The sequence below is a fragment of the Bradyrhizobium sp. BTAi1 genome (assembly GCF_000015165.1).
GTDB lineage: Bacteria > Pseudomonadota > Alphaproteobacteria > Rhizobiales > Xanthobacteraceae > Bradyrhizobium > Bradyrhizobium denitrificans.
In genome coordinates this window covers 7,326,260-7,347,324 of sequence record NC_009485.1, presented here as the reverse complement: position 1 = coordinate 7,347,324, position 21,065 = coordinate 7,326,260, and the positions used below count along the sequence as shown (strand labels likewise).

Genomic DNA, 21,065 nt, shown 5'->3' with positions numbered 1-21,065 from the left:
CCCAGGGGAGGGGATCGATGCGGGCCGATCCCGCCAGCGCCGCTGCCGATATCTTCGAGGCCAACCGCGCCCGTGGCGCGGTGCGTTTCGATGTGCGGCTGCAGGATGGCATGACGCGGCGTCATCATCTGCATGAATCCGGCTCGCTGCGCGTGCGCTTTCCCTCGCCCGAGGATGACGGCCTATCGGCGATGTTCGTCAACACGGCGGGCGGCATCGCCGGCGGCGATCGCTTCGCGGTCGAGGTCGCGGCCGGCGAAGGCAGCCGCGTAACGCTGTCAAGCGCCGCCGCCGAGAAGGTGTATCGCGCCCCGGGCAAGCCGGCCGAGCTCGACATTGCGCTGACCGCCGCGGCGGGCGCGCATATCGCGTGGCTGCCGCAGGAGACCATCCTGTTCGATCGCGCCCGTATTCACCGCCGCATCGACATCGATCTCGCCGCAACCGCGTCTCTCCTGCTGTGCGAGATCGTCGTGTTCGGCCGTACCGCCATGGGCGAACGCATGCGCGAGGGCGAGTTCGTCGATCGCTGGCGGCTGCGGCGCGGCGGCAGGCTGGTGTTCGCCGAGACGGTCCGCCTCGACGGCGACATCGGCGGCAAACTGGCGCATCCGGCGATCGCCAACGGCGCCGCGGCGATCGGGACGGCGCTGATCGTGCCGGGCGACGCGGCGCTGGTCGAGCGCATCCGGGAGAGCCTGCCGGCGTTCCGGGGCGAGGCCGGGCTGTCGGCCTGGAATGGATTTGCAATGGCGCGCTTCTGTGCCCAAGATGCCGCGAGCCTGCGCGCCGACATGATGGCCGTGCTCGGCTGCGCCTCCGCCGTGCCGCTGCCGCGGCTCTGGCTTAATTAGACGTTGACCAACTGACGATTACCAGAAGACGTTGACCAGACGACGATCACCAGAGAGCCCGCATGAACCTGTCTCCCCGCGAAAAGGACAAGCTCCTGATCTCGATGGCCGCCATCGTGGCCCGCCGCAGGCTCGAGCGCGGCGTCAAGCTGAACCATCCCGAGGCGGTCGCGATCATCTCCGACTTCATCCTCGAAGGCGCGCGTGATGGCCGCACCGTGGCCGAACTGATGCAGGCCGGCGCCCAGGTCCTGACCCGCGACCAGGTGATGCCGGGCATTCCTGAGATGATCCACGACATCCAGGTCGAGGCGACATTCCCGGACGGCACCAAGCTCGTCACGGTGCACGAGCCGATCCGGTGAGGTAGGCGCAAACATTGTTGGCCGTCATGCCCGGGCTCGACCCGGGCATCCACGCCCTCCGATCCGCAAGGTGGGAGGTGGATGGCCGGGACAAGCCCGGCCATGACGCAGCGGAGATAGGCGAGGTAACACATGATCCCCGGCGAACTCTTTATTCAGGACGGCGAGATCGAGCTCAATGCCGGCCGCAAGACGGTGACGCTCTCGGTCGCCAACACCGGCGACCGGCCGATCCAGGTCGGCTCGCACTACCATTTCTTCGAGACCAATCCGGCGCTGAAATTTGACCGCAAGAAAGCGCGCGGCATGCGGCTGGACATCGCCGCCGGCACGGCGGTGCGCTTCGAGCCCGGCCAGACCCGCGACGTGCAGCTGGTGGCGCTCGCGGGCAAGCGCATGGTCTACGGCTTCCGCGGCGACGTCATGGGCAAGCTGTAGACCGATGCCGACCGGGTTACGCCTTGTCTCCGAAGCCGCCGAGCTCGCGGCCCGCCGCCACGCCGGCCAGCAGCGCAAGGGCCGTGATGAGGAGCCTTACGTCAATCATCTCGCCGAGGTCGCGAGCGTCCTCGCGGCGACCAGTGATGGCGCGGACGCCGAGTTGGTCGCAGCCGGCTGGCTGCACGACATCATCGAGGACACCGACACCACCGCCGACGAGCTGACGCAGCGTTTCGGTGCGCGCGTCGCCGGCCTCGTCGAGGAGGTGACGGACGACATGACGCTGCCGAAGAGCGAGCGCCGCGCCGTGCAGGTCATCGCCGCTCCCGGCAAGTCTGCGGGCGCCAAGCAGATCAAGATCGCCGACAAGATCAGCAACATCCGCGCCCGCATCTTCTTCGAGCCGGATCTCGAGCAGCAGCTCGAACTCATGGAGTATCTCGGCTGGGCCGAGCAGGTCGTCGCCGGCTGCCGCGGCGTGAACCCGCGGCTGGATACGCTATTCGACGAGACCGTTGCGAATGCGCGGGGCTCGCTGTGAGCAAACGGCCGGCGTCTCGCCATCACGACAAGCAGAGCTAATTGGGGGCCAACGATGTCCGTCAAGATCAAGCGTTCCGTCTATGCCGACATGTTCGGCCCGACCACCGGCGACAAAGTCCGGTTGGCCGACACCGATCTGATCATCGAGGTCGAGAAGGACTTCACCATTTATGGCGAGGAGGTGAAGTTCGGCGGCGGCAAGGTGATCCGTGACGGCATGGGGCAGTCGCAGGCGACCAACAAGCAGGGCGCCGCCGACACCGTCATCACCAACGCCCTGATCGTCGATCATTGGGGGGTCGTGAAGGCTGACGTCGCGATCAAGGACGGCATGATCAGCGCGATCGGCAAGGCCGGCAATCCCGACATCCAGCCCGGCGTCACCATCGTGATCGGCCCGGGCACCGACGTGATCGCGGGCGAGGGCAAGATCCTCACCGCCGGCGGCTTCGACAGCCACATCCATTTCATCTGCCCGCAACAGATCGAGCACGCGCTGATGTCCGGCGTCACCTCGCTGCTCGGCGGCGGTACCGGTCCGTCGCACGGTACTTTCGCCACGACCTGCACGCCCGGCCCATGGCATATCGGGCGCATGATGCAGTCGTTCGATGCGTTCCCGGTGAACCTCGGCATTTCCGGCAAGGGTAACGCGTCGCGCCCGGCCGCGCTGGTCGAGATGATCAAGGCCGGCGCCTGCGCGCTGAAGCTGCACGAGGATTGGGGCACCACGCCGGCCGCGATCGACAACTGCCTCTCGGTCGCCGACGATCACGACATCCAGGTCATGCTGCATTCCGACACGCTGAACGAGTCCGGCTTCGTCGAGGATACGATCAAGGCGTTCAAGGGCCGCACCATCCACGCCTTCCACACCGAGGGCGCCGGCGGCGGCCATGCGCCCGACATCATCAAGGTCGCCGGGCTGAAGAACGTGCTGCCGTCCTCGACCAATCCGACGCGACCGTTCACGCGCAACACCATCGACGAGCATCTGGACATGCTGATGGTGTGCCATCATCTCGATCCATCGATCGCCGAGGATCTGGCGTTCGCCGAAAGCCGCATCCGCAAGGAGACGATCGCGGCCGAGGACATCCTGCACGATCTCGGCGCGCTCTCGATGATGTCGTCGGACTCGCAGGCGATGGGGCGGCTCGGCGAGGTCATCATCCGGACCTGGCAGACCGCCGACAAGATGAAGAAGCAGCGCGGCGCCTTGCCGCAAGACAAAGGCAAGGACAATGACAATTTCCGCGTCAAGCGCTACATCGCCAAATACACGATCAACCCGGCGATCGCGCATGGCGTGTCCAAGTTGATCGGTTCGGTCGAGAAGGGCAAGCTCGCCGACCTCGTGCTGTGGTCGCCGGCCTTTTTCGGCGTCAAGCCGGACTGCGTCATCAAGGGCGGTACGATCGTGGCGGCGCCGATGGGCGATCCCAACGCCTCGATCCCGACTCCGCAGCCGGTGCATTACCAGCCGATGTTCGGCGCGTTCGGCAAGTCGTTGACGGCGTCCTCGGTGATCTTCACCTCGAAGGCGGCGGTCGCGGGCGGCCTTGCGCGCAAGCTCGGCCTCTCCAAGAAGCTCTACGCGGTGCAGAACACCCGCGGCAAGATCTCGAAGAAGAGCATGATTCACAACGATGCGACGCCGGAGATCGAGGTCGATCCCGAGACCTATGAGGTGCGCGCAGACGGCGAGCTCCTGACCTGCGAACCTGCCGAGGTGCTGCCCATGGCGCAGCGCTATTTCATGTTCTAAACTTGCTCCCGGTACCCAGAACCAGAAACGTACCGGGAGGACTGCCTCGTGATTTATGTCGTTGCCACCTTGACCATCAAGCCTGAAACCCGCGCGGAATTCATTGCTGCGGCGACCGCCTGTATTGCAGGGACCCGCAAGGAACCCGGCAATATCGCCTATGACCTGCACGAGAGCGTCACCGATCCGAGCCGGATGGTCTTTGTCGAGCAGTGGGAAAACGCCGAGGCTTTGGTGCCGCATCGCGCGACCGAGCACATGAAGACGTTCGGGCGCGTCGCGGTGAAATGCATGGCGGCGGCGCCGAAGATCGAGATCATTACGCCTGAGAAGGTCGATGTCCGCTGAGCGGAATTACGAGATGAGGATGTCAGCATGATCCGCGCCACGCGTGTGCTGGGGCAGCATCGTTGGACAGAGGCGGCCGCCGATTCCGTCCTGCTCGATTTCGACGATCGGCATCGGCGACGGCTGGCGATGACCGGCACGCGCGGGCTCGCATTCGTGCTCGACCTCGCGCACGCCACCGCGCTTCGCGGCGGCGATGCCCTGGTGCTGGAGGACGGCCGGCTGGTCGAGGTCGTTGCCGCGGCGGAGCCGCTGCTGGAGATCCGCGCCAGCGATCCACACCATCTGGTGCGGCTCGCCTGGCATCTCGGGAACCGGCATCTGCCGACCCAGATCATGGCCAAGAGCCTGCGCATCCGCCGTGACCACGTGATCGAGGCGATGGTCAAGGGTCTCGGCGCGCGCGTCATCGAGATCGAGGCGCCGTTCGATCCGGAAGGCGGCGCCTATGCCGAGCCCAGCCATGCGCAGGGCCATGACGAACATGATCACCATCATGGCCACGATCATCATCACGATCATGGCGGGCACGAGCACGCGCATCACGGCCATGACCACGGCCACGCGCATGACGATCATGTGCATGACGAGCACTGCGGCCACGGCCATCATCATCACGGCCATGCCCATGCTCATGACCGCAAGTGAGCGGCCGCATGTCTCCGCGGCGATGACCGAGCTGGATCATCCGGCGCTCTACCGTCTGATGACGTGGTTGTCGCCGGCCTTCCCGGTGGGCGGCTTCGCCTATTCGAGCGGCATCGAATGGGCCGTCGAAGCCGGCGATGTCGACGATGCCGCTTCGCTTCGGGGCTGGCTCTCGACGATGCTGACCGACGGCTCCGGCTTCTGCGATGCGGTTTTCCTCGTGCATGCGCATCGCGCCATGGAGCTCGGCGACATCGACCGCCTGCGCGAGGTTGCGGAGCTTGCCGCTGCTTTCGTGCCGTCGCGGGAGCGGCAATTGGAGACGACCGCGCAAGGCCGTGCCTTCATCGAGATCGCGCGTTCGGCGTGGAATTCCCCAGGTCTCGACGACGCCGTGTCGCAGTGCGAGGCCATGGTCTACCCTGTCGCCGTCGGCGTGGTGGGCGCTGCCCATGGCATTCAGTCAAGCCTGCTGCTGCACGCTTACCTTCACGCGGTGACGTCGAATTGGATCTCTGCGGGAAGCCGGTTGATCCCACTGGGGCAGACCGACAGCCAGCGCGTGCTGGCCGCGCTCGAGCCGGTCGTGACCGCCACCGCGGTACGGGCGATCTCGGCTTCGCTCGATGATATCGGCAGTGCGACCTTCAGGGCCGATCTTGCCAGTCTGCGTCACGAAACACAGTATACGAGGCTGTTCCGTTCGTGAGCTGCCTGGATCGTCATCTCGGCCGGATGATCAACGCGAGTCGTTGTCATGAGCGGCGGCAGGACGAGCCTCATACGGCCTTCGGTCGAATCTGATGAGTTATCGATCCCCATTCCACGGGGATGACAAGAGGACATTGATATGGCTACGTCGCATGGTCCGCTTCGCGTGGGTGTTGGTGGTCCGGTTGGATCCGGCAAGACCGCGCTGATGGATCTCCTCTGCAAGTCGATGCGGGGACGCTATGACATCGCGGCGATCACGAACGATATCTACACCAAATGGGACGCTGAGTATCTGGTCCGCTCCGGCTCGTTGACACCGGACCGCATTGCCGGTGTGGAGACCGGCGGCTGTCCGCATACGGCGATCCGCGAGGATGCGTCCATGAATCTCGCAGCGGTCGCCGACATGCGGGCGAAGTTTCCCGGACTCGATCTCATTCTGATCGAGTCCGGCGGTGACAACCTCGCCGCAACCTTCTCGCCTGAGCTGGCCGACATCACCATCTACGTCATCGACGTCGCGGCTGGCGACAAGATCCCCTCCAAGGGCGGCCCCGGCATCACGCGGTCCGACCTCCTGGTGATCAACAAGATCGACCTGGCCCCGCATGTGGGCGCCTCTCTCGAGAAGATGGAGACGGACGCCAAGCGCATGCGCGGCGAGCGTCCCTTCGTCATGACCAACATGAAGAAGAGCCAGGGGCTCGACCGGATCGTCAGCTTCATCGAAGCGAAGGGGGGGCTGACAGCGTCCGCTTGAGCTCTGCATCCGGCAGAGGATCTGAGATGTGCAGGCCTGCCGTCTTCGGCGGCGTGCTTCGCACTTGCATGACCAGGGCCGTCGCCGCGCAGTCCCTGCTTGAACGGTCGCCCGGAGCATGGCGCTGATCCAACCGCGGCGACCGGGCGTTCCGGACCTTAACGATCCGAAGCGGCGAGACGCAAAAAAGCCTTACCGGGCCGGAACAACTTGATCTGCCCGAGGTTTCCTGAGCCCGGAGTGTGGCTGGCCGAAAACGCGTACGCCAGGCGTGGTCGTTCTGCTTGACCCCGGGGGTCGTCTTCCCGATCAATTTTTGCTCGTAACGAGGCGCTCGTTTAAAGAGTAGCAGGCCCATTTATTGGATGTCTCGTGCCCTCCTCCCACAACCCTTGATTACAGAGTAAACGAGTGCTCCGGCTGGGTGTCATCATCGGTGTGATCGCGCTAATTGGAACGGCGTTATCCGGCTTGGCGGCTTACCGGGTTCACGATCAGGAGCTGGCGATCGATCGCATCGCGCTGGCACGCGCTATCGACGTGCATGCAAGCCTTGTCCAGGACCGTCTGACCGAGCGTGAATTGCTGGCGCGGGTGGCCTCCGGGCTGTTCCGGGCTCCGTCCGTCATCAAGGCGAACATGCTGGAGCCGCTGCGCTCCTCAATCTACGCCTTCAAGACCGATTTCGTCGTGGCGTCGTGGATCGCACGGCTGCGGCCCGATGAGCTCCCGATCGCGCAGGCGGAGCTGCGCCAAGCCGGCTTCCCGAACCCGACTATTCGCAACTACGACGATAAGCCGTTGGATGCGGCGACCCTGACGGGTCCGATCGACGTCTTGATGGATCTCGAGCCGCGCAACGCCGATACGTTGAAGCTTCCCGGCGTGGCTTTGGACCGGCAGCCGATCGTCGGGCCCATGCTGACGCGCGCCATGGCTGAGGGCAAGCCGGTCGCGTCCGACCCGACGCCCCTGTTGCGCGCGAATGGACCGATCGGAATTGTGCTGGCGGCCCCGGTCGTCCCGCAGGGGGCGACGGCACCGGCCGGCTTCGTCACGTTCTCCTACGAGATCGGCCCGCTGCTCCTGACCAATGACGATCTTTCTCTGTTCTCTGTGGCGCTCAAGGATCCTCGCAACGCCTCCGATGAGCTGGTCGCCAATGATCAGGGTGCCGTGTCCGGCAGGACGCGCGGGGCGGACGCACCGGCGCCGTCATCAACGCGGACTGTCACCTTCGGCAATCATGATTGGTCGCTGGTCTATTACGCCAAGAGCAATTCGGTCCGGCGAGCCCAGCAGACCGCCGCGATCGTCGGCGTGATCGGGCTAGCCCTGACCGGTATCATCTGCGGCCTGTTCGGCTACGTCGCCTATAACAATTTACGCCTGAGCCGTGAGATCCAGGTGCGGATCGGCTTTGAACGCCGCCTGACGGCCGTCATCGACGAGCTGAATCATCGGGTCAAGAACATCCTGGCGGTGATCCAGTCGATCGTGACGCGCACGTTGCGCCATGGCAGTGATATCGATGTGGCGCGCGAACTCCTGATCGGGCGTATCCACGCCATGTCCAACGTCGTCACGCTGCTGAGCGAGAGCCAGTGGCAGGGGGTTCAGCTGCGCGGCCTGTTCGAGTCGCGCGCCATTCCGCATGCGGATCGGATCGCCGTCACCGGTCCCGACATCACCGTGAGCGCGCGGGCGGCGCAGAGCCTATCGCTGCTGTTCTTCGAGTTGGCGTCCCACTCCGACGAGGGGCTGTCGCTGGTTGGCAAGCATCCCCACATCACTGCGAAATGGGATGTGACTGGCGAGGAGCCGAATGCCGTTTTTCAGTTCCGCTGGGAAGAGTTCAACACCAGCGAAGCGACCCGGCGGCCGGATAGCGATTTCGGCCTGATCCTGCTCGATCGCGTTGCGCCGGAAGCCTTGGGTGGCACGTCGAAGCGGTTCTTCACCGAGGCCAGCTATGTCTATGAGCTGACCGCTCCGATGGAGACGGTCGTCGACATCACCGAGCGCGATCGCACCGAGCAGTTCTCAGCCCCCGTGCATCCATCGCGTTAGAGCATGATCCGAAAGACGAGAACCGGCCTTCCGAAGAGATCATGTTCAAACAAAAATCAAACGGCGGCCCCACAGGGAGCCGCCGCTTGTGTTTGATGAGCCCGGTTAGACCGGTCAGCCGCCGCTGCCGCCGATGACTGCACGGACGGTCTCGTCCGGGCCGAAATCCTCTGCGCCTTCGACATACAGCAACGCAGCGAGCTTCGAGCGCGCGCGGTTCACGCGGCTCTTGATGGTGCCCACGGCGCAGCCGCAGATCGCGGCGGCGTCCTCGTAAGAGAAGCCCGACGCTCCCACCAGGATGAGCGCTTCGCGCTGGTCCTGAGGCAGCTTCTCGAGCGCCGCCCGGAACTCCTCGAATTCGAGGTGAGCACCTTGCGACGGATGCGTCTTCAGCGTCTTGGCGTAGTTGCCCTCGGCATCTTCCACCTCGCGCCGGCGTTTGCGGTAATCAGAGCGGAACAGATTGCGCAAAATCGTAAACAACCACGCGGGCAGATTGGAGCCCGGTTGGAATGAGTCGATGTTCGCCAAGGCTCTCAGCAGGGTTTCCTGCACGAGGTCATCGGCGCGATCGCTGTTGCCACTTAAGGAAATCGCAAATGCGCGGAGGCTTGGGACGGCCGCAAGGATATCGTCCCGCAAGGAATCAGTGAGAGGCATTCACTCCCTCCCGTCGTTCTGGTCGGTGGATCCCCCGCCGTTCTCCACGTGGGACTGTGCTGCCGGTACATCAAGCTTGCGGATCAGATCCGTGAACCGGTCAGGTACCCCCTGACGGACGACATCATCGTACATCGCGCGAAGTTGATGACCAATTCTCGATTGGATCTCCGCGTTCAGTCCGCCGGGCTTGCGCGGTGCCGCATTCTTGCTGGCTTGAGACTTTACATCTTTCATGACCTTTTCCACGTTTCCCCGAGAGTTAAGTCCCTGAAGCTTCAAGAATTATCCTCGCCATCGAGGGGGTCTGTCGGGAACTAATGCAACCGGCCCACAAAAGTTCCACGCGTTTTGGGAACTTTTCTTCGTTTCAGGCGTAATCAGCTCATCATGGAACCGGGGCGGAAGCCCAGAATACCGAATGGAGTGGGGATGAGCCGATCACAGCTAGTTGCTGAACATTTGCCGCTGTTGCGCCGGTACGCCCGTGCCCTCACCGGTAGCCAGGGGTCCGGGGATGCTTATGTCGGCGCGATGCTGGAGGCTCTGATCCAGGACCCGGCCCTGCTCGACGAGCGCTACGGCGCGCGCGCGGGTCTTTTCCGGCTGTTTACTCAGATCTGGAATTCGGTCGCCCTGAACGACGACGCCGAGGTGGCCACCTTGCCGATGCCCCCGGAGCGGCGGCTCTCCAATATCACTCCGTTACCGCGCCAGGCGTTCCTGTTGTTGTCGCTGGAGGGCTTCCCCGAGGAGGAAGTGGCTTTCATCCTCGACATCGACGTCGCAGAGACGCGGCGACTTGCGGATGCGGCCGGCCGGGAGCTTGCTGCAGAGATCGCGACCGATGTCCTCATCATCGAGGACGAAACCTTCATCGCGATGGACCTTGAGAGCCTGATAAAGAATCTCGGGCACAACGTCATCGGGGTCGCGCGGACGCATGCGGACGCGGTCGCGCTCGCAAAGAACAAGAAGCCGGGCCTGATCCTGGCAGATATTCAGCTTGCGGACGGTTCATCGGGGCTCGATGCCGTGAACGAGTTGCTGCGGACCTTTGAGGTGCCGGTGGTTTTCATCACCGCCTATCCGGAACGGTTCCTCACCGGCGAGCGACCGGAACCGGCATTCCTCATTTCCAAGCCGTTCCAGCCGGCAATGGTGTCCGCTGTCGCGAGCCAGGCTCTGTTCTTCCAGCGCAATTCGCGCAACAGGATGCCCAAGCCGGCTGCCTGAGACGCTGTTTGGATTTAGCCATTTACCGGCGCGTTCCGAGCGGAGCGCGCCGATTTTTTTGCACGCAGGAGAGATCGCCTTCAGCAGTCGCGGCAGATGCCTTTGAGCCGCGCTTTAAGGGCGGCGTCGTTTCGCTTCGCCTCCTCGAAGTCCAGGACGGTCGAGGGTTGGCGTGGAGCGAAGACCACCGGAAGCACAAATGTCAGATCATCATCTACAAGCACGCCAGGTGGGGAAGGGAAGGGCTGAGCGCGTTCAACCATGGCCAGAGCTTCACGGTCGAGGAGGGCGTCGCCCGTGCTTTCCATCAGCGCGACGGAGATGAGATGTCCCGCACCATCCAAATGAAACATCACCCTGGCATGACCGCCCTGGCCTGAAGCCTGCAAAGGATATCGGCGTTCCGCCCTCAGACGCGCCACGATCTCCTGGGCCCAAGTGCCCTTTAGGAGTTCCTTGGAGTTCTCCGCCGCTGCGAAGGGCGGGAGCAGGCTCAGCAATGCAACAGCCAGGGCGAACGAGCCGTCGACAAATCTCTTGTGCATGCGGGAGTCCGACATAGGCCTCGTCTCGAGGACGCCGGCAATATACCCCGCCATCAAGGCTGACGGAATGCGCGCAGGAACCAGCAGCACAAAAGGAAGCGGGGCACCGCCGGCATCACCACGGCGGTGCCCCGCATCGCCGGTCAATGGGGCAGGGGGAATAACCGGCTGTCATGATGACTCCCGTCGCGCGAAGTCGTTCCCAGTCCGACCAACTTTTTTGCCCCCGGCTCACCTCCGTTCATACACGCTTAAGTGATTTGGCCGTCCGAGAACCCAGTTCCCGCGACCCACGTTGAGATGCTGATCGCCGGCAAGGTGAGGGAGCACGGACATGTCGCAGACAGGAAAACTGGTCATTTGGGGCGCGGTCACCGCCTCCGCGATGCTGGCCGGTGCGATGCAATTGGCCTCCGGGCATGATCTTGCCTCCGAATTGTCGGCCCGAGCGCCAGAGCAGGCTTTGGCGTCGGTCGCCACCAATGTGAACCGCGCGAGCAAGACAGACCGGGCCGCCTCGATCGCGGAGGCCACACCGACCCAGACCGTCTCGATCAAGCTTGCGGCATTTGCAGATACTTCGTTCCTGTTGCGGTTGCCGCTCGCCACCACAAGCGTGCGCGACGGGCAGGGGGCGTCGCCGCAGGGATCACAGCTGATCACGACCGAAACCGAGCGGCGTGAAGCCAAGCGGCCGGTCGCTTGCGAGCCGTCAGTGTCGGTTCTGACCGAGATCGCGAAGCGCCTGCAGCCCGGACGGTGCGTAACCTGATAGTCCTACCAAGAAGTGGAAGCCCCACAGGCCTCGCTGAGTTATTTCCGCAATCAGCTTGCTGCAGGTGATCGCCGCATCTGAAACGCCTGATGATTGGCATCCAGAGTCGAGCAATCAGGATTGAGGCCGAGGCCTGAGTCGTTATTCTGCCGGATCAGGATTGTCGGCCATTTGGCCGCGGGCCAGAAGGCCGAGAGCTATCCCTCCGATCGCAAGAATGGGAATGAGGCGCTTTACTCCGATCATCCGCACCAGCTGCAGGCCGCTGGCCAGGAGCATGGGATCGGCAAGGAGCGACTGGGCGGCGCCCCGCGCCGCCTCTGCCGGACGTGCTGCGTTTGTCGTCCGCGACCGCTTACCAACCGTATAGATCAGCACAGCAATCGACGTGACGACAAAAAAGATCGCCGCTCCCGTGAGACAGGCCGCGACCAAGCCATGGCGTTCGAACACTGCGACGAAGGCGGCGGCACAGAGGAAGGACGTCGTGACGAACAATCCGGCTCCCGCGATCAGCGCCAGGGATGTCAGCCGGATCGTGTGTCCGGTCGATTCCTTCACGCCTGCGATCATGCGCTCGAGCATGAGTCTTCTCCCTGTTCAGCTGATCGTGTTCAATGAAAGTCAAATCGGCGCCGAGGGCGGCGCCGATTGTCGCTGTTTGGATGTGCTGCATCGGCTTGCGCCAAGTCAGCGCTTCCAGCTTACCCCGATGAGAAAGCCGAGGCCGAGCGCGAGGCCCACGGTCGCGAGAGGGCGCTGCGAGATCACGTCTTCCAGCCGCTCTTCGAGGGAGTTCGCCGCATCCTGCGCCGCGCTGAACATGGCGCCCCCGCGCTCGGACATGTCGTCGATCGTCTGGTCCATGTTCTCGCGCGCCTGGCGATAGCCGCTGCGCGCCTGCTTGCCGGCCTGGCCGGCAAAGGCGTTGAGCACGTCGGTGATCTGATCGGTAAGGGCTGCGATATCGTTCTTCACGGCGTGGACATCCTTCTGCAGGCGTTCATAATTCGCTTTGTCGGCAAGATCGTTCAGCGCGGTGTCACCATGGGTTGGCGGCATGGGCAGCTCCTGGGCAAAGCGGTGTGCGTCAGCTCGACAAACGCGGTGTGTCAGTCGAAGTTCCTTGGATGAAACTGAATTAGTCGGCGGGTAGTTGCGGCGAAGTGTCCGGCAGCAGGTGCTCTTTCACGATCAGCGCCACGATGAGCAGCGGCGAGGCAAGGAAGGCGCCCATCGGACCCCATAGCCACGTCCAGAAGGCGAGCGCGATGAACACGGCCAGCGCGTTGAGGGCCAGGCGTCTGCCGATGATCGTCGGCGTCACAAAATGCCCCTCCATGAAGGTGATCGCGGCGAAGATGAGGGGCGCGACCATTCCGCCGCTCAAGGTCGGGAATGCGATCAAGCCGACCATAATCAGGACGCAGAACGTCGCGATGGGCCCGATGATCGGAATGAAGTTCAACGTGGCGGCAAGCGCGCCGAGGCCGGCCGGATTGGGCATGCCCGTGAGCGCGCAGGCGAGCCCGGTCGCGACGCCAACGCCCGTATTGATGAGTGTAACGGTCAGCAGATAATTGCCGAGATGCAGTTCGAGCTCATTGAGGATGCGCAGCGTCCGCAATCGCGCATCATGGTCTCCGAAGGTCATGATCAGGGTGCGCCGCAGATCGCGCCAGCTCGCGATGAACAGGACAAGCGTCGCGAAGAACAGCAGGAATTCTGTAAAGGTCGGCGACAGGAACTCGATGGTCGGTTGCACCCAGTCGAATTTCGGCAGCTCGAGGCTCGGAGGCGCCTGCGCGCTGCCGCCGCCAATCGCCGCCTGCATCTCATGCCACATCGCGAACGGTCGATCGAAGACGTGCAGTTTGGCCTTGAGCTGGGTGGCGAGTTCAGGAAGTCGGTTGGTCCAGTCGAGCACGGGCGCCGAGATCAGGCCGATGATGAAGGCCAGTCCGGCGGCGACCGCGATCACGATGAGCACCGCGCCGATACCGCGCGGCACACGATGACGCTCAAGGAAGTTGGCCGCCGGCGACAGCATCGTTCCGACCACGAATGCCATGACGATCGGAAGAAAGAATCCCTTGGCGACATAGAGGACGCCGGTGACGCAGATCGCCGTCAGAATCACCAGGGCGACGGCGACGATCTCGGCGCGCTTGATGACGGGAGGGAGCTCGTGACGGCTCTCGGTCAGGGCTGAGCTGTCGTTGCCGCCAGCCGTCACCCGCTCGGTGGGAAGTACACGCACCATTGTTTCCCCCGATGGAGTTCTCGCGCGCAGCTCTCCCGCCGGCGACGTTCTGTTCTGCGCAAACACACGAAGGTGGCATCGGGTTCCGTCGCGTGAACGTGAGGGCCTGCTGGCTTGACTGATGTAGAGGAGCCACATCGGGCCGGAACTGCGGCGCGCCGATGGGCGTTGGAGAAGCGATCATGCGTCGCACCGCGATGCTCGTTTGACAGGGGCACTCCATGACACAGCTTGTTTCTGGCGCGCGCCGCTTCTCGCGGCGGACCGCCATCGTGATGGCCGGTACTGTCGCTCTCCTGCTCGGGCCTGCCGTGACAGATGCTCGTGCGCAAAGCCTCGGTTACGCGCCGATCGAGCAGCAGACCTTTCCGCCCGATGAGTCAACAGCGCCCAACACCGCGCAGGACGAGGACAGCCTGCTGCCGGACCGGCTGCGCCGCACGATCGTCAACCTGGATACGCGGGAGGCGCCGGGGACGATCATCATCGATACCGGCAACACCTATCTGTACTACGTGCTCGGCGGTGGCCGGGCGCTGCGCTACGGCGTGGGCGTCGGCCGGGAAGGCTTTACCTGGACCGGCGTGCAGACCATCACCCGGAAGGCGGAATGGCCAGATTGGCATCCGCCGGCCCAGATGATCGCGCGCCAGCCCTATCTGCCGCGCTTCATGGCCGGCGGTCCAGGCAATCCGCTCGGTGCGCGCGCGATGTATCTCGGCTCCAGCGAATACCGCATCCATGGCACCAACGACCCGACCACGATCGGCAAGTTCGTCTCCTCGGGCTGCATTCGCCTGACCAATGAGGACGTCACCGACCTGTTCAGCCGGGTGCAGCTGGGCAGCAAGGTCGTCGTGCTGCCGAAGAACGCGTCGCTGCAGGCCCGCACGACACCGGGGCGTGGGACCCCGCTGCCGTCCGGGCGGCAGGCGATGTCGCTGCCGGTGGCGGCCGTGAACTGATCGGAGAGCGGAGCCATGACCAGTCGAAGCATATGCGCGGCCATCGCGGTGGCAACCATCACGACGGCTGCCGCGCTGTCCGGGCCGAGCGCGGCGCGTGCGCAGGATTTTTTCTCGGCGCTGTTCGGCGGCTTCAATGCCCGGCAGGCGCCGCAGCCCTACGTCCGGATGCCGTTCGCCGACGAAGCGCCTGCGCCGCGCCCGGCGCCGCGCGGCGAGGCCACCTCCCGCGGTGGCGGCGGCAGTGTCGCCTGGTGCGTCCGGACCTGTGATGGCCGCTACTTCCCGCTCGGCGCCACCGGCGACCAGAGCAAGGAAGCGGCCTGCAACAGCTTCTGCCCGGCCGCCAAGACCGAGATCGTCTATGGCAGTTCGATCGACGGCGCCGAGACCGAGAGCGGCAAGCCCTATTCGGCGCTGCCCAACGCCTTCCGCTATCGCACCGAGGTGGTCGACAGCTGCACCTGCAATGGCAAGGACCATTTCGGCCTCGCCCAGGTCTCGATCGACAACGACCCGACCCTGCGCAAGGGCGACATCGTGGCCAGCGACGACGGCCTCAAGGTGGCGAACCGCAGTGCAGGCCGCAAGAGCGCGGAGCTCAACTTCTCGCCGGCGCCGGCATCGCTACGCGCGAAGTATGAGCGAGCCCCGCTGATGGCGGCCGACTGACCCGGCGCCTCATGCCGCGCGGATCTTGCTGAGGAAGTCCGTGACCTGGTGACGGAGATTTCGGCTCTGGTTTTCCAGCGTCTCGGAGGCGTGCCGGACGTTCTCGGCCGCGGCGGCTGCGGCGTCGGCGTCGGACTTCACCCCGGTGATGTTGTCGGAGACGTTCTTGGTGCCGTCGGCGGCAAACTGGGTGCTGCGCGAGATCTCCTGCGTTGCTGCACCCTGCTCCTGCACGGCGGCGGCAATCGCGGTGGCGACCTCATTGACCTCGCCGATGATGCCGCCGATGCGCTGGATCGCATCGATCGCATCATTGGCGACGCGCTGAATGTCGGAGATCTGCTCGGAGATCTCGTCGGTCGCCTTGGCGGTCTGGCTCGCCAAGGTCTTGACCTCCGAGGCCACGACGGCAAAGCCCTTGCCGGCCTCGCCGGCACGCGCCGCCTCGATGGTGGCGTTCAGCGCCAGCAGATTGGTCTGCGAGGCGATGCTGTTGATCAGGCCCACCACCTCACCGATGCGGTTGGCCGATTGCGACAGGCCCTGCACGGTGCCGTCGGTCATGCGCGCCTGCTCCACGGCGCGGCTGGCGATGCCGGCGGCATGCGAGGCCTGCTTGCTGATATCGGCAATCGAGGCGTTGAGTTCCTCCGCCGCGGAGGCGACCGTCTGCACGCTCATCGAAGCATCGTTCGAGGCCTTCTCAGCCACCTCGGCGCGGGCATTGGTCTGCCGCGAGACATTGGTCAGGCCGGACGACGTCGCCTGCATGTCGGTGGAAGCGCGGCCGAGCTGCTCGAGCGACTCGCGCACCAGCCCCTCGAACTCGCTCACATAGCTTTCGATCGCCCGCTGGCGCGCGATCGTCGTTTCGTTGCGTTGGCGCTCCTGGGCCTCGATCGCGAGCTTGTCCTTGGCCTGCTGCTTGAACGTTTCGAGCGCACCTGCCAGCGCACCGATCTCGTCCTGGCGCTGCACGTAGCCGGTCTCGACGCTGAGATCGCCGCCGGCAACCGCCAGCATGGCATCTCGCATCTCGTTGAGGGGCCGGATCACCCGACGGCTCACCAGCGTCAGGGCGGCACCGCCGATCACGGTTGCCGCGATCAGGAGGCAGAGTTCGACGCCGAGGGTCCGCAAGGCGGCCGCATGCTGCTCCTCAATATAGGTTCTTGCGGTTTCAAGCGCAGTCTCGGCGACCGCAACCGCGGCATTCAGGCGCCCAACCGTGAACGGGCTCCATTTGTTGGCCACCATTTCCGGCGTCTCGCCATTCGCGACCGCGTTGACCAGGCGATCCCGCAGCGCCGTATATTCCGCGTCGAAATAGGCCTTGCGCGTGGCTTCCAGCGCAGTCGTCATCGCTGCCGGCCATTTTGCGCCGGTCGTCACCAGTTCGAGCGCCTTCCACGCGGCCTCGGCGCCGCCGACCGCCTTGGTATAGTTCAGCCGCGCCTCGGGCGTGATCTTGCCCGCGGCGAGCCCGTTCGAAACCAGGAAGGAGGCGTCGCCGGCGGTGTTGCGCAGCAACCATGCGATCTGCTTGATCTGCAGCAACTGATCGATGGTCGGATCCGCATGGTTGACCTCGGCGGCGAGAATGGCCTGGATCTTCTCGAGCGTTTCCAGCAGCCTGTCCTCGGTCTGCATGTATTCCTTGCCGAGCGCCAGCCGGCGTGACGCCTTCGGTTTGGCGACCTCCTGCCAGAATTCCTTCTGCTGATCGCTCAGCGTCGTCAGCAATTGCTGGAACTGCGAGAGCAGCGCCGCCTTGTCGGTAAAGTCGATGCCCGGCAGGATGTTCAGGGCGCGGCCCATGGAAGGCATGGCGACGTCCCGCAGCGCGCGGACGTATCGCTCGGTCTCGGGTTCGACCTTCTCGTCCACGGTCACCATGCGGTTCGAGGTCGAGCGGTCGGCCCGCAGCTTGTCCATCGCTTTGAACATGCTTTCGGAGGCATCGACGATCGAGGCGATGCGCGCGGTCAGCCTGAGCTGCTGCCACGAATTGTAGGCCCGCGAGGCGAACAGCGCGACAAACAGGCATGCCGTCACCAGGATGATGGTCTTCAACGTCGTGGAAATGGTCAGGCGGTTCAGCATGTTGATCTCCGATTCTCGGCATTCGACCGCAAACCCGTAAAAATCTGGATCAGGGTTGGCTCCGTGGAATTACGGATACGCCGTTGAGCGCTCAGGTTCCGGTAATGGAACTGCCAGCCGTCGAACGGGTTAGCTGATCACCGCCAGCGCATTCTCCTCTCGTTTCAGGGGCTCATTCATGCTCATCAGTGCTCTCGTCACCTTCCTCGTCGTTCTCTTGATCCTGTATCTCATCAATCTGCTGCCGCTCGACGGACGGGCCAAGCAGATCTGCCGGGTCGTCGTGATCGTGCTCGGGGTGATCTCGCTGCTGCGATACATCGCGGTGATATGAGCGGGATCATGTTACCTCATGCTGAGTAAAAAAAGCCCCGGCTGAGCCGGGGCTTGTCGTCAGGCCTGCGCTTTTGCCTCACGGCGCCGCGCGGTCAGGATGTACTCGGTGTAGCCGTTGGGCTGGGTGCGACCTTCGAACACCAGATCGCACGCCGCCTTGAACGCGACGCCATCGAATGACGGCGCCATCGGCTTGTAGAGCGGATCTCCGGCATTCTGCTTGTCGACCACCACGGCCATGCGCTTCAGCGAGTCCATCACCTGGTCCTTGGTGACGACGCCATGGTGCAGCCAGTTGGCAAGATGCTGGCTGGAGATGCGCAAGGTCGCACGATCCTCCATCAGGCCGACATCGTGGATGTCCGGCACCTTGGAGCAGCCGACGCCCTGGTCGATCCAGCGCACGACATAGCCGAGAATGCCCTGGCAGTTGTTGTCGATCTCCTGGCGGACGTCGTCGGGGGCCCAGTTCGAGTTCGACACCGGAATGGTGAGGATGTCGCCGAGCTTGGCGCGCGGGCCGCCCTTGGTGAGCTCGGCCTGACGGGCGTGCACGTTGACCTGGTGATAGTGCAGGGCATGCAGCGTCGCCGCGGTTGGTGACGGCACCCAGGCGGTGGTCGCGCCCGCCTGCGGATGGCCGATCTTCTGCGCCAGCATGTCCGCCATCTTGTCCGGCGCGGCCCACATGCCCTTGCCGATCTGGGCGTGGCCCGGAAGGCCGCAGGTCAGGCCCATGTCGACGTTCCAATCCTCATAGGACTTGATCCAGGGCTGCGCCTTCATCTCGTTCTTGCGGATCATCGGGCCCGCTTCCATCGAGGTGTGGATCTCGTCGCCGGTGCGGTCGAGGAAGCCGGTATTGATGAACACGATGCGCTTGGAAGCCTGCTGGATGCAGGCCTTGAGGTTCACCGTGGTGCGGCGCTCCTCGTCCATGATTCCGACCTTCATGCTGTTCTCGGGCAGGCCGAGCAGCTTCTCGACGCGCGCGAACAATTCGACCGTGAGCGCGACCTCGTCGGGGCCGTGCATCTTCGGCTTGACGATGTAGATCGAGCCGGTGCGGCTGTTCTTGACCTTGGAATGGCCCTTGAGGTCGTGGATCGCCAGCAGGCCGGTCACGGCAGCGTCGAGAATGCCTTCCGGCACCTCCTCGCCCTTGTCGTCGAGCACGGCGTCGGTGAACATGTGATGTCCGCAATTGCGGATCAGCAGCAGGCTGCGCCCTTGCAAAGTCAGCGTGCCGCCGGACGGCGTGGTGTAGCTGCGGTCGCTGTTCAGCGCGCGGGTCAGCGTCTTGCCGCCCTTCTCGAAATCGGCCGAGAGCGTGCCGTTCATCAGGCCGAGCGTGTTGCGATAGACCAGCACCTTGTCCTCGGCATCGACCGCGGCGACCGAGTCCTCCATGTCGAGAATGGTCGAGACCGCGGCCTCCAGGATCATGTCGGAGACGCCGGCCGGATCGTCCTTGCCGATGACGTGGCTGCGATCGATCACCACCTCGATGTGCAGGCCGTTATTGGCGAGCAGGATCACGCTGGGCGCTTCCGCCGAACCCTGGTAGCCCGCGAACTGCGCGCCATCCTTCAGCGCCGTGGCGTTGCCGCTCTTGAGCTTGGCCGAGAGCTGCCCCGCGATCACGCTGTAGGCGGTCACGTCGGTATGGCTGCCGGTGGCGAGCGGCGCAGCCGCGTCGAGAAACGCCTTGGCCTTGGCGATCACCTTGTCGCCGCGCGCCTTGTTGTAGCCCTTTCCGCCCTCGCTCGGATCATGCGGGATGGCGTCGGTGCCGTAGAAGGCGTCGTAAAGCGAGCCCCAGCGTGCGTTCGCGGCGTTCAGCGCGTAGCGCGCGTTGGTCAGCGGCACCACCAGCTGCGGGCCGCAGATCTTGCCGATCTCCTCGTCCACATTGGCGGTCTCGACCTTGTGGGTCGCCGGCTCCGGCAGGAGATACCCGATCTCCTTCAAAAACGCCTTATAGGCGCCGAGGTCGAAGGCCTTGCCCTTGTTGGCAAGGTGCCAGGCATCGATCTTGTCCTGCAGGGCGTCCCGGTAGGCAAGTAGCGCGCGGTTCTTCGGGGCGAGATCGCGCAGGATGGCGGCGACGCCGGCCCAGAACGCGTCCGGATCGATCCCCGTCTTGGGTGCCGCCTCCTTGGCGATGAAGTCGAACAAAACCGGGGCGATCTTCAGTCCGTGGGCGTCGATACGGGTCATGATGAGACGTTTCTCTCGGGTCAAAGCGACGTTGCGCGTGTTTTGGGCGTGCTGAAATCGCCGCCTCGGGGGGCGGCGCGTGCAGTGCATTTAGCGCCAAAGCGGGGTCCAAGGAAGGGGGGAGGGGTATCGCCGTTGGTCTGGGGCAGGGATGGTTCCGGGCGCGGTCGTCCGGGGCCGGGGGCGATCTGTCGTCCCTGATGTCCAGGCATTCGCTCGCCGTCATTGCGAGGAGCGAAGCGACGAAGCAATCCAGGCTGCCGCGGCGGCGACAGTCTGGTTTGCCTCGCTTCGCTCGCAATGCCCCTTGAGGTTGCATGGCCCACGTCAGATTCTGCATCTGCGGACAATCACCTTCGTCCTCGCGACGCCTGACCGCGTCCGAGCTTTGTTGATGTGCGGCCTCTCGAACACGAGAGGCGCTGGGAAGGCCGGGTGCGGGCTGCACCCATGGCCCGCCTGCAGACAAAAAAGCAGGCGGCAGTCACCACAGGTACGAGCCGGACATCCGGCCTTCCCTGCGCGATGGCTTTAACGGTTGCTCCGTGGTCTCCCCGGTGCGCCGGGCTTTCTGGTCACCGTTGCCCGCGCGACGCGTCAGCGTCGTCGCTTGCGTGGCATCAGCATCGGGATGCCAGGACCCCACGGCTTGGCCGTGCGCCTTAGGGACTGTCCGCCAGCCTGATCGCTCACGCCGCAGCCCAAAGCGCCCACCGCATCCCGCACCCGACGTCCGTGACGGTCGCGAAACGCCCCTCGTGTGGGACGGGACGCGA

Annotated in this window: 23 protein-coding genes; 15 read left to right on the top strand and 8 right to left on the bottom strand. The window is 64.3% G+C overall.

What is annotated here, in order from left to right:
• Nucleotides 1-17 precede the first annotated feature (17 nt).
• The 10 genes from BBTA_RS32850 to BBTA_RS32805 all read left to right on the top strand — a co-directional run bounded on the left by BBTA_RS32850 (nt 18) and on the right by BBTA_RS32805 (nt 8,511).
• On the top strand, nt 18-854 hold the full coding sequence (locus BBTA_RS32850; protein WP_012046828.1) for an urease accessory protein UreD: 837 nt from the start codon (nt 18-20) through the stop codon (nt 852-854).
• A 62-nt stretch (nt 855-916) separates the two neighbouring features.
• Entirely contained in the window at nt 917-1,219 is a 303-nt protein-coding gene (locus BBTA_RS32845; RefSeq protein WP_015669637.1) for an urease subunit gamma, read from the top strand.
• Between the two features lie 132 nt (nt 1,220-1,351).
• Nucleotides 1,352-1,657: an urease subunit beta gene (locus tag BBTA_RS32840; protein WP_006612145.1), complete on the top strand. Its 306-nt coding sequence runs from the start codon at nt 1,352-1,354 to the stop codon at nt 1,655-1,657.
• A gap of 4 nt (nt 1,658-1,661) precedes the next feature.
• Nucleotides 1,662-2,201: an HD domain-containing protein gene (locus tag BBTA_RS32835; protein WP_012046827.1), complete on the top strand. Its 540-nt coding sequence runs from the start codon at nt 1,662-1,664 to the stop codon at nt 2,199-2,201.
• Nucleotides 2,202-2,255: 54 nt separating this feature from the next.
• A complete protein-coding gene (gene ureC / locus BBTA_RS32830; RefSeq protein ID WP_012046826.1) occupies nt 2,256-3,971 on the top strand; it encodes an urease subunit alpha in 1,716 nt (571 codons plus the stop codon).
• A 48-nt stretch (nt 3,972-4,019) separates the two neighbouring features.
• Nucleotides 4,020-4,319 carry a putative quinol monooxygenase gene (locus BBTA_RS32825; protein WP_012046825.1) on the top strand — a complete coding sequence of 100 codons (300 nt, stop codon included), beginning with the start codon at nt 4,020-4,022 and terminating at the stop codon, nt 4,317-4,319.
• 27 nt (nt 4,320-4,346) lie between these two features.
• Complete coding sequence (locus tag BBTA_RS39285) at nt 4,347-4,967, top strand: urease accessory protein UreE (protein WP_012046824.1); 621 nt, start codon at nt 4,347-4,349, stop codon at nt 4,965-4,967.
• Complete coding sequence (locus BBTA_RS32815; RefSeq protein ID WP_012046823.1) at nt 4,954-5,676, top strand: urease accessory protein UreF; 723 nt, start codon at nt 4,954-4,956, stop codon at nt 5,674-5,676. Before BBTA_RS39285 ends, BBTA_RS32815 begins: the two co-directional genes overlap by 14 nt.
• Before the next feature lie 141 nt (nt 5,677-5,817).
• A complete protein-coding gene (gene ureG / locus BBTA_RS32810) occupies nt 5,818-6,441 on the top strand; it encodes an urease accessory protein UreG (protein ID WP_012046822.1) in 624 nt (207 codons plus the stop codon).
• Between the two features lie 411 nt (nt 6,442-6,852).
• Nucleotides 6,853-8,511 (top strand): HWE histidine kinase domain-containing protein, encoded by a 1,659-nt coding sequence (locus tag BBTA_RS32805; protein ID WP_012046821.1) that lies wholly within the window; start codon nt 6,853-6,855, stop codon nt 8,509-8,511.
• Between the two features lie 114 nt (nt 8,512-8,625).
• Here BBTA_RS32805 and BBTA_RS32800 read toward each other — a convergent pair whose 3' ends face one another.
• Together BBTA_RS32800 and BBTA_RS32795 are read right to left on the bottom strand one after the other, a co-directional pair.
• A complete protein-coding gene (locus BBTA_RS32800) occupies nt 8,626-9,174 on the bottom strand; it encodes a sigma-70 family RNA polymerase sigma factor (protein WP_006612137.1) in 549 nt (182 codons plus the stop codon).
• On the bottom strand, nt 9,175-9,411 hold the full coding sequence (locus BBTA_RS32795; RefSeq protein WP_012046819.1) for a NepR family anti-sigma factor: 237 nt from the start codon (nt 9,409-9,411) through the stop codon (nt 9,175-9,177).
• Between the two features lie 195 nt (nt 9,412-9,606).
• Between BBTA_RS32795 and BBTA_RS32790 the strand changes: the two genes are divergently transcribed.
• Nucleotides 9,607-10,410 carry a response regulator gene (locus BBTA_RS32790; RefSeq protein WP_041751727.1) on the top strand — a complete coding sequence of 268 codons (804 nt, stop codon included), beginning with the start codon at nt 9,607-9,609 and terminating at the stop codon, nt 10,408-10,410.
• Nucleotides 10,411-10,490: 80 nt separating this feature from the next.
• On the opposite strand, the gene BBTA_RS32785 is transcribed toward BBTA_RS32790, so the two are convergent.
• Nucleotides 10,491-10,955 (bottom strand): energy transducer TonB, encoded by a 465-nt coding sequence (locus BBTA_RS32785; RefSeq protein WP_012046817.1) that lies wholly within the window; start codon nt 10,953-10,955, stop codon nt 10,491-10,493.
• Between the two features lie 334 nt (nt 10,956-11,289).
• Here BBTA_RS32785 and BBTA_RS32780 point away from each other — a divergent pair, with 334 nt between their 5' ends.
• Complete coding sequence (locus BBTA_RS32780) at nt 11,290-11,727, top strand: hypothetical protein (RefSeq protein ID WP_012046816.1); 438 nt, start codon at nt 11,290-11,292, stop codon at nt 11,725-11,727.
• A gap of 144 nt (nt 11,728-11,871) precedes the next feature.
• Here the strand turns inward: BBTA_RS32780 and BBTA_RS32775 are convergent, their stop codons facing one another.
• From BBTA_RS32775 to BBTA_RS32765, 3 genes are all read right to left on the bottom strand, one after another.
• Nucleotides 11,872-12,315 carry a hypothetical protein gene (locus tag BBTA_RS32775; protein ID WP_012046815.1) on the bottom strand — a complete coding sequence of 148 codons (444 nt, stop codon included), beginning with the start codon at nt 12,313-12,315 and terminating at the stop codon, nt 11,872-11,874.
• A gap of 105 nt (nt 12,316-12,420) precedes the next feature.
• Nucleotides 12,421-12,792: a YqjD family protein gene (locus BBTA_RS32770; protein WP_012046814.1), complete on the bottom strand. Its 372-nt coding sequence runs from the start codon at nt 12,790-12,792 to the stop codon at nt 12,421-12,423.
• 79 nt (nt 12,793-12,871) lie between these two features.
• Nucleotides 12,872-13,990 (bottom strand): AI-2E family transporter, encoded by a 1,119-nt coding sequence (locus BBTA_RS32765; RefSeq protein ID WP_012046813.1) that lies wholly within the window; start codon nt 13,988-13,990, stop codon nt 12,872-12,874.
• 224 nt (nt 13,991-14,214) lie between these two features.
• Here BBTA_RS32765 and BBTA_RS32760 point away from each other — a divergent pair, with 224 nt between their 5' ends.
• Together BBTA_RS32760 and BBTA_RS32755 are read left to right on the top strand one after the other, a co-directional pair.
• A complete protein-coding gene (locus tag BBTA_RS32760; RefSeq protein WP_012046812.1) occupies nt 14,215-14,958 on the top strand; it encodes a L,D-transpeptidase in 744 nt (247 codons plus the stop codon).
• 15 nt (nt 14,959-14,973) lie between these two features.
• Nucleotides 14,974-15,630 carry a DUF2865 domain-containing protein gene (locus BBTA_RS32755; RefSeq protein ID WP_012046811.1) on the top strand — a complete coding sequence of 219 codons (657 nt, stop codon included), beginning with the start codon at nt 14,974-14,976 and terminating at the stop codon, nt 15,628-15,630.
• A gap of 9 nt (nt 15,631-15,639) precedes the next feature.
• On the opposite strand, the gene BBTA_RS32750 is transcribed toward BBTA_RS32755, so the two are convergent.
• The gene (locus tag BBTA_RS32750) at nt 15,640-17,733 is read right to left on the bottom strand and encodes a methyl-accepting chemotaxis protein (protein WP_012046810.1); all 2,094 of its coding nucleotides are present in this window, start codon (nt 17,731-17,733) and stop codon (nt 15,640-15,642) included.
• Between the two features lie 178 nt (nt 17,734-17,911).
• Here BBTA_RS32750 and BBTA_RS39785 point away from each other — a divergent pair, with 178 nt between their 5' ends.
• Entirely contained in the window at nt 17,912-18,067 is a 156-nt protein-coding gene (locus tag BBTA_RS39785) for a Thivi_2564 family membrane protein (protein WP_012046809.1), read from the top strand.
• 59 nt (nt 18,068-18,126) lie between these two features.
• On the opposite strand, the gene BBTA_RS32745 is transcribed toward BBTA_RS39785, so the two are convergent.
• Nucleotides 18,127-20,289 carry a malate synthase G gene (locus BBTA_RS32745; RefSeq protein WP_012046808.1) on the bottom strand — a complete coding sequence of 721 codons (2,163 nt, stop codon included), beginning with the start codon at nt 20,287-20,289 and terminating at the stop codon, nt 18,127-18,129.
• Nucleotides 20,290-21,065: the final 776 nt, after the last annotated feature.

Excerpts from the sequence above, each read along its gene's own strand:
- BBTA_RS32850 (WP_012046828.1), top strand. The coding sequence starts at position 18 with ATGCGGGCCGATCCCGCCAGCGCCGCTGCCGATATCTTCGAGGCCAAC.
- BBTA_RS32845 (WP_015669637.1), top strand. The coding sequence starts at position 917 with ATGAACCTGTCTCCCCGCGAAAAGGACAAGCTCCTGATCTCGATGGCC.
- BBTA_RS32840 (WP_006612145.1), top strand. The coding sequence starts at position 1,352 with ATGATCCCCGGCGAACTCTTTATTCAGGACGGCGAGATCGAGCTCAAT.
- BBTA_RS32835 (WP_012046827.1), top strand. The coding sequence starts at position 1,662 with ATGCCGACCGGGTTACGCCTTGTCTCCGAAGCCGCCGAGCTCGCGGCC.
- ureC (WP_012046826.1), top strand. The coding sequence starts at position 2,256 with ATGTCCGTCAAGATCAAGCGTTCCGTCTATGCCGACATGTTCGGCCCG.
- BBTA_RS39285 (WP_012046824.1), top strand. The coding sequence starts at position 4,347 with ATGATCCGCGCCACGCGTGTGCTGGGGCAGCATCGTTGGACAGAGGCG.
- BBTA_RS32815 (WP_012046823.1), top strand. The coding sequence starts at position 4,954 with ATGACCGCAAGTGAGCGGCCGCATGTCTCCGCGGCGATGACCGAGCTG.
- ureG (WP_012046822.1), top strand. The coding sequence starts at position 5,818 with ATGGCTACGTCGCATGGTCCGCTTCGCGTGGGTGTTGGTGGTCCGGTT.
- BBTA_RS32800 (WP_006612137.1), bottom strand. The coding sequence starts at position 9,174 with ATGCCTCTCACTGATTCCTTGCGGGACGATATCCTTGCGGCCGTCCCA.
- BBTA_RS32795 (WP_012046819.1), bottom strand. The coding sequence starts at position 9,411 with ATGAAAGATGTAAAGTCTCAAGCCAGCAAGAATGCGGCACCGCGCAAG.
- BBTA_RS32790 (WP_041751727.1), top strand. The coding sequence starts at position 9,607 with ATGAGCCGATCACAGCTAGTTGCTGAACATTTGCCGCTGTTGCGCCGG.
- BBTA_RS32785 (WP_012046817.1), bottom strand. The coding sequence starts at position 10,955 with ATGCACAAGAGATTTGTCGACGGCTCGTTCGCCCTGGCTGTTGCATTG.
- BBTA_RS32780 (WP_012046816.1), top strand. The coding sequence starts at position 11,290 with ATGTCGCAGACAGGAAAACTGGTCATTTGGGGCGCGGTCACCGCCTCC.
- BBTA_RS32775 (WP_012046815.1), bottom strand. The coding sequence starts at position 12,315 with ATGCTCGAGCGCATGATCGCAGGCGTGAAGGAATCGACCGGACACACG.
- BBTA_RS32770 (WP_012046814.1), bottom strand. The coding sequence starts at position 12,792 with ATGCCGCCAACCCATGGTGACACCGCGCTGAACGATCTTGCCGACAAA.
- BBTA_RS32760 (WP_012046812.1), top strand. The coding sequence starts at position 14,215 with ATGACACAGCTTGTTTCTGGCGCGCGCCGCTTCTCGCGGCGGACCGCC.
- BBTA_RS32755 (WP_012046811.1), top strand. The coding sequence starts at position 14,974 with ATGACCAGTCGAAGCATATGCGCGGCCATCGCGGTGGCAACCATCACG.
- BBTA_RS32750 (WP_012046810.1), bottom strand. The coding sequence starts at position 17,733 with ATGCTGAACCGCCTGACCATTTCCACGACGTTGAAGACCATCATCCTG.
- BBTA_RS39785 (WP_012046809.1), top strand. The coding sequence starts at position 17,912 with ATGCTCATCAGTGCTCTCGTCACCTTCCTCGTCGTTCTCTTGATCCTG.
- BBTA_RS32745 (WP_012046808.1), bottom strand. The coding sequence starts at position 20,289 with ATGACCCGTATCGACGCCCACGGACTGAAGATCGCCCCGGTTTTGTTC.